Genomic DNA, 13,583 nt, shown 5'->3' on the forward strand with positions numbered 1-13,583 from the left:
TCTGTCTATACAACCATATTCAAAGCCATAATGAGAACAAGCGCAACGACCGATATAATCGTCTCAAGCGCCGTCCAAGTAAGCAGCGTTTCTTTCACCGTCATGCCGAAATACTCTTTGATCAACCAGAAGCCGGAATCGTTCACATGGGACAAAATAAGCGAACCTGCGCCAGTCGCAAGCACAAGCAGCTCTACGTTTGTTCCCGGCATAGCCGCTGCGATTGGCGCAACAATGCCGGCAGCCGTCATCATGGAGACCGTTGCGGAACCCGTAGCGATCCGAATCATGGCAGCAATGCCCCAGCCCAGAAGAATCGGAGATACATTGGACGAAGTAGCAAGATCCGCGATGTAGTCGCCGATTCCGGAGTCGAGCAATACTCGGTTGAACGCGCCGCCTGCTCCGATAACAAGCAGAATGGTAGCCGTTGGTGCCAGGCAGTCATTCGTGAATTTCAATACTTTCTCTCGGCTGATGCCGCGTGCGTAACCTAAGCTGAAGAAGGAATATACCGTCGCAATCAGAAGCGCAACCACCGGATCCCCGATAAATTTAGCAGCGAGGAACAAAGTGTCGTCCTTCGCCAGCGAGCCGCTTTCAACGAATACGTCCGCGAACGTCGCGATCAACATCAGGAAGACCGGAATCAGAATCGTAATAAGCGTATTGGCAAAACCGGGAAGCTTGCGATTAGGATCCATATCGGCAAGCTGTTCTCCCATTTCCTTCGGTACTTCTTTGTGAATCCGTTTACCGATCCAGCTGCCGTAGAGCGGACCTGCAATAATAGCGGTCGGAAGACCTACGATAACCGAATACAAGATCGTCATTCCAATATCCGCGTTAAAAATCCCAACCGCGGCCATTGCAGCCGGATGCGGCGGAACAAGACCATGCACGACGGACAAGCCCGCAATCAACGGCACGCCAATCTTAACTAGCGACAATCCCGTCTGTTTGGCGATCGTGAAGATAAGCGGTACTAACAGAACGAAACCAACTTGGAAAAAGACCGGAATGCCTACGATAAACGCAACAAACATCATGGCCCAATGCACTCTTTTTTCTCCAAACACACCGATAAGCGTACGGGCGATCCGCTCAGCGCCGCCGGATTCAGCCATCATTTTCCCAAGCATGGTGCCAAGGGCCAGAACGATAGCAAGGAATCCAAGCGTATTGCCCATCCCCGTCTTGATCGAATCGATAATCCCCGTCTGGTCTTCCGTGGCTACGAGTGGCATGCCCGCAGCAAGGCCCGTGCCGATCGCCGTTATAATCAGAGCGACAAACGGATTTAATTTCACAATCGTAATGAGCAGCAGCAATACAACGATTGCCGCAAGTACAATAAATAGCAACATGATGTGTTTTCCCCCTAGTTGTAATTAATCTTGCTTTTAAGACAAATGTCCGTCGCGGTATTCCTGTGGCGTCATACCGAACGTTTTTTTGAATGCGCTTATAAAAGAGTGCGGCCGTTGATAACCAAGCCGGGCGGCAATCTCGTAAACCTTCTCGTCGCTATGCTTCAGCAGCGATTGGGCTTCCTCCATCTTCACGCGCTGAATATAATCGCTGATGTTTTCTCCCGTTTCGAGCTTGTACACCTTAGATACGTAAACCGGATGCAATTTGACCTGATCGGCAACAAGCTGAAGAGACAAATCGCGCGTCGCGTTCTCGTCGATGAAACGCCTTATTCGCTCGATCAACGAATGGCGGTTATCTTTCGTCTCCTTCGCCATATCTTCACGCAGCAGCTTAAGCGTGCGGAATGCCCACTCGCGCAAATGATGCATGGTTCGAATGGGCAACGCTGACGTCATCCGGCTGTAATCGGCGCCTAATGTATCTGCGAGTAAGCGGCCGTTCTTATGCGCGATAAAGGCATAAGCCGAGGCGATCGTCAAATAAATCTCCAGCAACTGCTCCTCGGAGGTCGTCTCTCCGCTCTCTACTCCTTCGAAGATCCGCTTATACCTTTCCTCAACGGCTTCCCATCTGGCTGCCTCGAGCAAATGAATCAAGGCCGGCGGTTCATATAAGCAAGCCAACGTTTGTACGGCCGTTGTTTCGGATTCTTCATCCTCTAGCCGCATGAATTGCTCCGGTTCATCTCCGATCCGGTTCCGGTAAGCGGTAATGGAACGGTTGTAGATCCCCGGCACGTCCTCGGGAAAAGCACCTGTTCCGCTGACCATGATCGAAACTTTCCCTTTCAGGTATACGTGAGCCGCAGACTGCAGCACCGATGCCGTACGCTCAAGCCATCCGGGATCTTCGCCTTCCGCGTCTTGCTTCAGCGTCAGCAGGAAGATTAGGTAATCATGCGAATCCTTGGCATGCCATAACGCATACCTTCCTCCGAATAACTCCTCTGCCATATTCGCAACGGCAAATTCCTTCCAGGATAAATCCTCTTCCGCCCCGGAAAGCCCTTCCAAATGATCGTCCATTCGAACCGTCATTAAGGAGAAGGACTGCCAGGGTTCCTTGCCCAGCTCAAGCCTAGCCATTTTTTCGCGCAATACGGTCCGATTCCATAATTTCCCTTGCAGCAGCTCATGCAGCAGATTCGCGCGCAGCAGCGGCATATGCTCTTTCAGCGTATAGCTGATCCGCTGCACGGAAATCACCTCTTCCCATTCGCGCTCCAGCTTGCGAAGTACGCGGGAAACGGTCGCCAGCAAATCCGCGGTTTTGACCGGCTTAAGCAAATAATCTTCCGTCTGGAACTGCATCGCTTGTTTGGCATAGTTAAACTCGGAATAACCCGACAGAAGAATGCTTTTTGTCTTCGGCCATTGCCTGTTGATCTCGGCAATAAGCTGAAGACCGGACATGCCCGGCATGCGGATATCGGTAATGACGATGTCAATGGAGAATTGGTGCAGCTGCTCCAGCGCTTCATAACCGGAATAAGCTTTATAGACTTGATCGATGCCAATCGACTTCCAGTCGACGGTCCCCGCAAGACGATCAACAACATGCGCTTCATCGTCCACGATTAAGAGCTGGGCCATTCCGATTCACCTTCCACGCGATTGTCACAACGGTTCAAAGCCCCGTCTTCTTGCTTCTTCCAGACGACCGTAACCGCAAGTCCTTCGTCTTCTCCATGGCGGAATCGCAAGCCTGAGCCTTCTCCGAACCGCCCGCGGAGCCGCTGATGGACATTCCAAGTGCCGCAGCCAATCTCATCCGTCATTTTTTCGTTAAGAAGAGACTCTAGACGAAGCAGCGCATCAACAGACATGCCTTCTCCGTTATCCGCAACCTCAATAAGGTTGTCGCCTTCTTCCTGTCTTCCCGTAATCACAATCCGGCCTCCTCCGATTCGGCCTTCAATTCCGTGCACAATCGCATTCTCGACGATCGGCTGGAGAGTTAACCGCGGGAGCGGCTGTTCCAGCATGGAATCGGGTACATCGATATCGAAGGTTAATCTGCCCATCCTGAGCGTATGAATGTTCAAGTAATGGCGAACGAATTCAATCTCTGCCCCCACGGTAGACAACTGCTGGTCTACCCTGGTCGTATAGCGGTACAACTCAGCTAAATTTTCCGACATCGCAATGACCGAATCCCGATCATCCAACATGGCGGAATTAATAATAAAGAATAGCGAATTGTACAAAAAATGCGGATTGATCTGCGACTGCAATTGCTTAAGCGTCGCTTCCCGGGATCTGAGCTTCTCGGTATAGACATCTTCGATCAGCCGTTCCATCTGTTCCGCCATTTCGTTATGGTGTCGAATCAAATCGTCAAATTCATTGTTTGCTTTGTAGCCTATCCGCCACGAAAGATCGCCGTCTTTCATCCGTTTGACGCCCGTTATCATGTTCTTCAGCGGAATTTGCACATTGCGGTACAGCAGTACGGATGCCAGCAGTCCGAGCAGAATCAACAGCATCATCGAACCGTAAAACCAATTGCGAGTCTGAATAATCGGAGCTACGATCCGTTCAACCGGGACGTAATCGACAAGATACCAGCTTAATTGCCGGGATTTCACATAGCTGACCAGATACGTATGACCGTCTATCTTCATGTTTAATTGGCCGTTTGGATGTAAAGTTTCCCTGCTTCCCAACTCCTTGATTACATCCTCTGAAGCTTGACCGGCATTCGTACTGTTGCGAACCGGAACAAGATCAGGACGGTACATAAACGGATCGCCGCGGTTTTCCTTCTTGTACACATCTAACATGTCGCTAATATTTTGAGCGGGGAACCGGACCTGAAACACGGCGTCGGCTTGTGCCATGCTTGTTGCTGCGGCCGGTACGACAGTCTCGCGGACAAAAGTTCCTACGGGATAACCGCGAGAATTGTCCTGCTCGAATGCCCAAGCCGTCTGCAGCTTTCGGTTTGGCGAACTGACTTCGCTGCCGTTCAAGTAAATGTTCGACGATAAAACAAGATTTTTCTCCGGATAAACAAACGTCAGATCATTCGACCAAGGACTGGAGACGCTTTGCAAACTCAGCTTCTCCGTTACCCTGGACTGTGCCATCAGCAACCCGCTCTCCGTTTCAACCGATGCGGGCGACATAAAGTCCCGAATATGCGGATCGTCGCTTAATATAACCGGAAACATCGATAAATTTTCCATAACCTGATCCATTTGATCCATGAAGAAAACGAGTTTACTCAAATTAGAGGAACGCATTTGTTCTTCTACTACCCCGGTCGATATCCGATTCGAGTAACCGTACAGCAACAGAACGGGTACCAGCAGCAGCAGAATCGTTAGAGCAATTTTGTCAAAAATCGATAATCGGCGCGTCATCATCCTACTCCGCTTCCTTATCCAGAATATCCTGCAAGGCAGCGTTTGCTTGATTAGCCGACTTCCGGATATTAGGCTCGCCGGCGATGATCATCTGCACGATTTTCCCGACCTGCTCTCGCGCCGCGGCAACATCAACCGTCTGAGGACGGTCATGATCGATACCGCCGTTAATCGTTTGTTTGAACACGGACGCCAGTTCTACGGGAAATCCGGTTGTGCCTTGCGGATCATTCCAGACCGATGTTCTAGGCCCGGGATTGCCCGCTTGCTGAGTGAGCAACGTCATTTGCTTGCTGCTCGCCCATTTGATAAACGCCCAAGCCGCTTCCTTATCCGCCGATTTGGGATTAATCGCAAGTCCCCATGAAGTAATGTTATAGGGCAAGGAACCTTTACTGCCCGCGGGGAACGGCGCAAATCCAATATCGCCTTCTCCTTCGTAATGCTTCGAACCAAGCACCGCGCGGTAAATGGAATTCGCGTCCGTGTACAAGGCAGCTTTGCCCTCCGCAAAAAAACCGCTCGCTTGAGGCCAGGACATATTGATGACATTCGGAGGACCATAATCCCGCAGAAGGCTTCCATAAGTTTCGAATGCCTTCATTGCGGCAAGCGTGTTAATTGCCGCTTTCCCGTCTTCAATAAAATCGCCTCCTTCCGAATAGAGGAAGGAGGATACTTGCGTGACAAGCGGACTCCGCTGACCTCTCGCTACAAAGCCGTATACGCCTTTCTCCGGATGGTTGAGCTTTGCGGCAGCGGCCACTAGCTCGTTAATTGTGGCAGGAACCGCAATTCCCGCTTCTTCCAATAAATCTTTGCGGTAATACAATATTTGTTGTTCCGTAACGATCGGGATGCCGGCCAGCTTGCCGTCAACCGTTGAAGATCGAATCGACTGCGGCGAGAAATCCGCAAGATCGTATTCTTTATCGCGTATTGCATAAGCATCAAGCGGTTCAAGCCAGCCGCTCTGGTAGAACAGCTTCCCTTCCTGTAGCGGCCGGTACATAAATACATCCGGCGATTCCGACTGTGCCGTAAACTGTACGGTCAGTTTTTGTGTGAGCTGATCTTCGAAATAGCCTTGAACCCGTACGTTGATACCGGTTTCCTTCTCGAATTGCGGTATTAACGGTTTAATGGCGTCAACCCAAGGATGGGAACCGGTCACGAGAGTAATCGTTCTGCCTTCCAAACCGCCGGCGGTATTTCCGGTTGCTTCACTTGGCCGTTTCGCCGGGCTGTATCCGCAGCCTGCCAATGCCGCAACGACCAGTAATCCGGCAAGACCGGACGGTATGAGCTGCAGCTTGTTCATGCTTTGCTTACTCTCCTTCATATACACCTGAGAATTTTTTAAGCACTCTTAACATTACTGGATTGCGGGATTGGACGATATAACGAATACTAAACATCGATAACGAATCCTAAATATGGCCTTTTCCTATTATTGCCGGATGGTTCATAATCATTATTCAAAACACAAAAAAAGCAGCAAATCCTAAGATCTGCTGCTTTCCTAATCAATCGGCCACTTAAGTGGCAATCTCTTGTTTGATGGCAAGGCAACTTGCCGTAAAGTCTGCCCGCTCCACTTTATATAAATCGTAATTTTGCTGCCTATCGTTTATTTTGTTGTAAATGTGAGGGCTCAAATCATTTGCCAATTGCACGTACGGCAATTTTTCCACGGCTTTTTTGGACCGGATATTGTGTTGGCGGATTTTCAAAAATACGGTTTCAATCTGGCGTTCCAGAAACAGCTCCGTAAAAAAAGCCTCCTTCGCCCTCCGGTTATAACCTTGTCCGAAATAAGGAATCCCGATCCAAGTCGCCAAGAATCCCGTTTGATTCACAATATCGTACAAATCAATGCTGCCAATGGGATGTCCCATCTCATTCAGAATGGTTCTGGAAATACAGGTCCCTTGCTCCTCTTCCACCATAAGCTGTTTCGTTGCGAATAAATATTCTTCGTAGGACTGGGGTTTATTACGAACGTAAGGAAAAACGGCAGGATCAACCAATAAATCATAGAGGGAATGGCATTCGTGAAACTCGCGTTTTTTCAGCATATTATCTATCACCCTAGTCCTATTGATTCGTCCATTTCAGTATATTAAATGACTTGGGGGATTGTATGAACGCTACATTATCTTTGTGTAAAACTTTATTGATGGTAAGATGGTAACGATTGCTAGATTGCTATTATCGGAGGATAAATTTAGATGAATAGAGATATATTCCACCAATTAATTGCACGCCGTGAAGAAGGAAGAGCCAAGCAGGATCAATCCATGCTGAAGGAGGTTCGCGGGCAGTTAATGGCGTTGTTGGCTGAGTATCCCGACGATGCGGAGATTAACTATCAGACCGGCATCGCGCATGACAATTCCGGTCTTGGCAAAGAAGCCATCTCTTATTATGAGCGGGCTCTAGACCTTGGTTTATCGGGTTCCGATTTGGAACGATGTTTGATGGGTCTTGGAAGTACGTATCGTTATTGGGGGTTCTATGACAAAGCGGTTGCCGTACTGCGCAGAGGAGCTGCCGAGTTTCCCGAGAACCGGGCGATTCAAGTGTTTCTCGCCATGGCGCTTTACAATAGCGAACACTATAAAGAAAGCGTTGAGCTGTTGATTGCCAATCTTATGGAGACGACTAACGACGAGAAACTTCATTATTTTAAACGAGGAATATTAGGCTACAAAGAAGATTTAGATGCGACAGCTGAATCTTAAAATCTAAGCCCCTAGCATAGAGATGAATTATCATCTACTGTGCGGAGGTGCGGCATGGCTTGTGCAAATTTGGGTACAGCCAGTGATTTCAACGTTTTTCTATTCGGCGATTACATCCAGAACAACTTCACGGTGCAAGGCCGAGTAGCAGCCGAGGGATCCGTGACGTTCCAAGATCAGTCCGTAAGTACGGCACTCCCTGTATCCACAACCCGGGCGGACCTCATTATCGGCGGCGACGTTAATATCGTCCGGGGCTTCAATAACGGGAATACGATCATGAGTCCCTCCTCCACCGTAATCGCCTATACGATGATTAACAATAATGGCGTTGCGGGTCAACCTTTGATCGATACTCCGGTGGACTTTGCGGCGGCACAAAATTATTTGCAGTGCCTATCGACCGGTTGGGGGGCTCTCGCGCCAAACGGTACGGCTGAAGATTTCTTCGGTACCTTGCAGATCAATGGCTCTGATCCAACGCTAAATATAATCTCCGTAGCCGGAACCTTACTTGAATCCTCGTCGCTTGTTGCGATTAACGTTCCGGCAAGCTCCACCGTTCTAATCAATGTGACTGGAGCTAGCGGTGGATTTGGCAACTATCAAATGCAGATTAACGGCAATTCCGCTCCTCCGGAAAGCGTTGGCGCAACGATTATGTGGAATTTCCCGCAAGCAACCGCGGTAAGGAACGCGAACGGCGTTATTCAAGGCACCATCCTTGCCCCATTTGCCGACATGACCGCAAATGGCTCATCTCAATTAAACGGCCAGCTCATCGCCGTATCTTACAATGGCACCAATGGCGGCATAAGGCCTTTCAATATCCCGTTTACGGGATGTCTGCCGGAAGTCACCACTTGCGGGGCTGCTGCATTAAGCGTCGCCAAGACCGTAAATGACACCACTTCCTTCACAGGAACCCCTGGAACTCCAATCACTTATACCATCGTCGTAACGAACACCGGCAATCAGCCTGTTCATAATATTGTTATTACAGACGATCTGCTCGGATTCGAGCAAGATCTGCCTTTGCTCGAACCTGGCGATACTTATCCCTATGTATTGGAAACGGAAGTAGCGAGCGGTATGGCTGGTACTTCATATACGAACACGGTCATTGTAAGCAGCGACGAAGTTCCGGTAATGACCGCATCGGCAACCGTCACCATCGCAGCGTTGCCGATTAATGTCAAATTTCTCAAGATGGCTACGCAATCTACAGCGATGCCCGGAGACCAAGTGATCTACCAGTTCTCTTTATATAACAGTGGCAACTCGGAACTGGTCAACGTCCGGCTTGTTGATCCAACCCTTGGACTCGATCAATCCTTCCCTGCCTTTTTCGACGGGACGATTGCCGAAACGACCTTTACTATTCCTTCTACCGCTGTCGCCGGTTCAACCATTACCAACACGGCAAGATTATACGCCGACAATTTACCGCAGCCAGGCTATTTGGAAAGCTCAGCCAATGTCGCCGTTTCCGCAGCCCCAACCGTCATTTTCCGCAAGTTTGTCAATACAGCCCAGGCTGATCCCGGTTCAACGATTCAATACTTCTTCGTAATAGAGAATACCACGGCTAGCGATATTCAAAATTTGGTCGTAAGCGATCCCGTCCTCCATTTCAATGCAACCATCGATGTGGTAACGCCAGGTGTAATCGTTGTCTTGAATCAACCTTACACGATACCGGCCAATACGCCGGCCGGTACCGTCATTGAGAATACAGCTACCTTAACCGGCTCCTTCGGATCCATGACGGCCAGCGCTTCCGTAACCGTAAACGAGATGCTCTCGTTGCTTGTATCGAAGGAAGAAAGTACAGACATGGTTCTTCCCGGCGAGACGATCAACTATACGATTCGGACTTTCAATAACGGAAATGCCGTATTGGATAATGTAATGATCGTAGATGAATTGACAGGGTTTCAAACGACTATTTCTATGCTTGGAATCGGTCAAGAACAGGATTTCAGCACTTCGTATACCGTGCCTGCGACTACCGCTACCGGTACCATTATTACAAATATCGTTATAGCTCAATCTGCGGAAATCTCGCCCGTTAGTACGCAAATATCAGCGATCGTAACAACGGCTCCCGTTCCCCCAACAACGCCGCAGATTGCTTTAGAAGGCTTTGTCAGCCAACCAACCGCACAACCTGGAGACACGGTCGTCTTCACCGGAACGGTAACCAATATATCGCCGGTTAGGGTTCAAAATTTACTCTTGCGCTCTCCTTTCTTCGAGGCGATCGGAGTACTCGAAATTCTAGAGCCGGGAAGTACCTTTAGGATAAGCCAGGAATTTACCGTACCGGCCAATACGCCGCCGGGCACCATATTTACCGCATCTCTGATTGCGATCTCTAGCAACATTCCACAACAAGAAACGGAAGCATCCTTTGTTGTTATCCCCGAAGCTTCTTTTGCGTTAATCAAGTCCGTAAATCTAACGGAAGTTGTCCAAGGCGAAGAAGTAATCTTTGCGATCACGGGAAGAAATACTAGTAATTTCACGATTAACACCGTACGTTTCATTGATCTTGCGTTAAACCAGAACACCACGATTACGTCCATTAATCCTGGCTCCGTCATAACGGGATACTTCTACATGCCCGTTACGGCTGCGCCTGGTACCGTCATCGTTAACGAGGCGGTAGCCGTATTTGAGAATTTGCGAAGCGTTTCGGCCACCGCATCCTACACCGTGTTTGGTCTGCTATTGAATAAGCAAGCCAACAGTTTATCCGCTGCGATCGGTGACACCATTAATTACGTTGTATCCGTGCGCAATCCTACTTCCGAAATCGCAACAAACATTCTATTTACCGATCCGGTTCCAGCGGGGACAGCCGTGCTCCCCGGTACGGTGAAGCTCAACGGCAGTCCGATTGCAGACAGCGCTCTTACTGCCGGCATTCAGCTCTTTTCCTTGCAGCCTTACGGTACCGCAACGATCACGTTTACCTTACTCGTCATTTCCGAACCCGTCGGCGGTTCCTTTCGCAATCAGGCGCAAGCTTCCTTTATATTTCCCACAACAACACGCAGACTTTCCGGCAGTTCGCTCTCCAATGTTTCTACCGTCGACTTTGAGGATAACGAGGAATGAAGACATCCGCGACAAAAAAAGGGCCGCTCATCCGGAGCGGCCCTCTTCATGTGGATTAGTTAAAGGTTAATACAAATCCGCTTTGCACGAAATTAACATTCGGATAAGCGATATTTCTTGTCACCAGATTATTAAATGCGGCAGATCCATTCCCCGTATAAGTGTAGATGGCTGCTCCAAGATGAGGAGAAGAGAACCGGGATGTCGTCACACCGTCTTTGCCAGTACCGTCTATGGTGACGTTATTAAAGACGATGTTCTCAAATCCGCCTCCATATCCGAATTGGATGGCATCACGCTGTGCGTTGAGGATATCGATGTTGGTGAAGGTGACATTTTTGATAGAGTCGTTAGAAGCTTCTAGGTCAATCGCTCCCCGCTCTCCATTGTACAAGTCTTGGCTCGTTCCGCTATTAATAATAGTCGTGTCGGAGATTATAATCCCGGTATTGTTCTGGAAGTGATAACCAGGGAATACCGTGTTAAGCCGTATGCCCGAACCGCCAACGGTGTCGATGATGACGTTATGGTCGGCTTTGTGTCCGCTGCCCCCGAAGAAGGCGATACCCGCGGCGCGCCAGTTGTTCTCAATGGTGTTGTAGGAGAACGTATTGTTTACGCCAGCCGGCGCACCATTCGTGTTACTCGTCCAGACAGCAAGCGCATCGTCTCCGTTATTGCGCAGGTTGCTATTGCGAACGATGGAATTGCTTGTTCCTTGGGCAAAATTGACGCCGTCAGCCAAGTTATTGCGAATCCGGCTGTTCTCGATCGTTAGTCCGTTCGCATAGATCGCCGGGGTATGGGCATAATCGCCCACCCAGAAGCCGCATTCGAAATGCTCGACCCATACGTCATGGATTTTGGAGTTGGTTCCGAAGTTATCCATGAACCCTTTGTATATGGCGTTCTGCCCGTACCTTGAACGAAGCTTGGAATTCAAGTACACATTGCTGAAATCCAATTTCCCAGTGATACGGAGTGAAATACCGCCGCCAGCCGCATTTGGATTCGTGAATTGGATATTCGTATACCAATAGCCCGCTCCGGTAATCGTGAGGTTATTAATCATATTGCTTACCGAGCCGATCTCCCACATGTTGCCAAGATGAAAGGTTCCTTCTGGAATATACAAGGTCTTGTTCGCAGCTACCGCTGCCGTGACCGCGGATTTGAAAGCGGCCAGATCATCTTGGCCATCGTTGGCGATAGCCCCGTAATCGGTTACGGATACCGAGTTGGCCGGTTTGGCAATTGCCGCGGCAACAGGCTCGATCTCGATGAAGTCTACGCCGTATTCAATATTATCGTTGCCTTTCTGAATACGAATCGTATCCCCTGGCGCAAGTGGCGTATCCAGCTTCCAATGCACTTCGTCGAATCGGAACATCGGCCGTCCTCCGCCTGGAGCATCCGCCGGCATGTCCCCGGAGAAATATTGCCAGTTATAGTAGGAAGATAACGCTACCGTCTTCACTTTCACGTTGTTTACATAGACATCAAGCGAACCGTTCAGTCCCATGCCATCCGCCGAATCAGGCATGGTAAACCGCATCGTAACGCCTGCTCCGCCTTCTCCTTGCCGTACGGTCCATTGCAGGTAGGACCCGTTCGAAGGAAGTGCGATATACTTCTGCCCGGAAGCTTCCGAAGCGGTTAGAGCTTGATCAAAGGTTGGCGCGGATTGCAGAGTTGCCCCGCCGCCGCGGGTCGAATCATCCGTGTCGTATTTGGTGTAAGGCACGCTAGCTCCACGGACCGAATAAACAACCAGATTAGTTGTGCTTGCGTTATTCGCTTGCTTGGACGCTGCTTCATTGGCGTCTGCCGCTATGGTTGTAACGACGGTGTAATTGCCGTTAACAGCCGTCCATGTGCCCGGAATACTTACATTAACCGAAGCTCCTGCTACTAAGGTCCCGCTATAGGTGCCATTAAACGATTGGACGGTAGAGCCGGCTGAATTTTTAATAGCTACGGTAATGGCATGAGCACCGCCGGCTGAAGCAATTGTCCCCTGGTTTTTCAAATTAACCGTATACGCAATCGCATTACCGGCTACCGGATTGCTTGGCGACCAGGTAGTCGTTCCTACCAAGTCAGCGCTTGCGATCGGAGCGACGATTAGCGAAGCTGCGTTCGTATAGCTGTTATTGGATTCATCGAGCTCAATGACCGCATTCGACTCATCCACTTTCGCGCTGACCGAATAACTTGCAGCGGTTCTGGTTCCCACATTCAAGGACACTGCAGCTGAAGCACCTGCTGCAAGCGCGCCAACGGAAGTTGAACCCGCAAGTTCATTGTTAAGATAGAAATTGACGGAAGTAGCTGCAGCGCCTGCGCTGCCGTTGTTCTTGACAGTCGCATTAAGAGTAATAGCACTGGATTCATCTGGTGAGGCAGGTGACCAAGACATGCCTGTGACCGTCAAATCCGGATTGGCCGCTGCCGTGCCAAACGCTTGGAACTCCGCAATCTGACCGGCCGGAGCGCCGGAATTGGATGTAATATTCAATTGAAGCCGTTTAACCGTAGCGGATACCGGGATCGTAACAGTATTTCCGGACGCCGGATTAAATGAATAGGATTGCGAGGCAACCAGACTGCTGAAAGAAGTCGTAGACTGATTATGGCCTAACACTTGAATGGTTTGCGTACGCGTACTCCAATCCGATGCCGAATTCAGCTTCAGGACGATGGAAGTGACGTCGTAGTTTTTACCCAGGTCAAGAGTCAGCGTACTTGGATTGCTGCCGCCTTCCCAATACGTGCTCGTATTATTGTCGTTGGCATTGGCGGCCACATAGGATTGGGTGCTGGATGAGGCCGTTATCGTCTTGCCAACCGCGATGTTATCGGTCACTGGCGGCGTTGGTGTTGGTGTTGGTGTTGGTGTTGGTGTTGGTGTT

8 protein-coding genes are annotated in these 13,583 nt (G+C 49.7%); 2 read left to right on the forward strand and 6 right to left on the reverse strand.

Annotated features, from left to right (window positions below):
* Window positions 1-5: 5 nt before the first annotated feature.
* The 5 genes from QQK89_RS28100 to QQK89_RS28120 form a co-directional block, all read right to left on the reverse strand.
* Window positions 6-1,367 (reverse strand): GntP family permease, encoded by a 1,362-nt coding sequence (locus QQK89_RS28100; RefSeq protein ID WP_284242079.1) that lies wholly within the window; start codon window positions 1,365-1,367, stop codon window positions 6-8.
* Window positions 1,368-1,403: 36 nt separating this feature from the next.
* A complete protein-coding gene (locus QQK89_RS28105; protein ID WP_284242080.1) occupies window positions 1,404-3,029 on the reverse strand; it encodes a response regulator in 1,626 nt (541 codons plus the stop codon).
* Complete coding sequence (locus tag QQK89_RS28110) at window positions 3,014-4,804, reverse strand: sensor histidine kinase (protein WP_284242081.1); 1,791 nt, start codon at window positions 4,802-4,804, stop codon at window positions 3,014-3,016. Before QQK89_RS28110 ends, QQK89_RS28105 begins: the two co-directional genes overlap by 16 nt.
* Before the next feature lies 1 nt (window position 4,805).
* Window positions 4,806-6,125, reverse strand: a complete 1,320-nt coding sequence (locus QQK89_RS28115; RefSeq protein ID WP_284242082.1) for an ABC transporter substrate-binding protein — start codon at window positions 6,123-6,125, stop codon at window positions 4,806-4,808.
* Window positions 6,126-6,342: 217 nt separating this feature from the next.
* Window positions 6,343-6,882 carry a GNAT family N-acetyltransferase gene (locus QQK89_RS28120; protein ID WP_284242083.1) on the reverse strand — a complete coding sequence of 180 codons (540 nt, stop codon included), beginning with the start codon at window positions 6,880-6,882 and terminating at the stop codon, window positions 6,343-6,345.
* 153 nt (window positions 6,883-7,035) lie between these two features.
* Here QQK89_RS28120 and QQK89_RS28125 point away from each other — a divergent pair, with 153 nt between their 5' ends.
* Window positions 7,036-7,548, forward strand: a complete 513-nt coding sequence (locus QQK89_RS28125) for a tetratricopeptide repeat protein (protein WP_284242084.1) — start codon at window positions 7,036-7,038, stop codon at window positions 7,546-7,548.
* 54 nt (window positions 7,549-7,602) lie between these two features.
* A complete protein-coding gene (locus tag QQK89_RS28130) occupies window positions 7,603-10,671 on the forward strand; it encodes a choice-of-anchor A family protein (RefSeq protein ID WP_284242085.1) in 3,069 nt (1,022 codons plus the stop codon).
* Between the two features lie 55 nt (window positions 10,672-10,726).
* On the opposite strand, the gene QQK89_RS28135 is transcribed toward QQK89_RS28130, so the two are convergent.
* A partial coding sequence (locus tag QQK89_RS28135; RefSeq protein ID WP_284242086.1) for a CARDB domain-containing protein occupies window positions 10,727-13,583 on the reverse strand: 2,857 nt, incomplete at its 5' end.

Origin of the sequence: Paenibacillus glycanilyticus, assembly GCF_030161375.1 — a bacterium.
GTDB lineage: Bacteria > Bacillota > Bacilli > Paenibacillales > Paenibacillaceae > Pristimantibacillus > Pristimantibacillus glycanilyticus_B.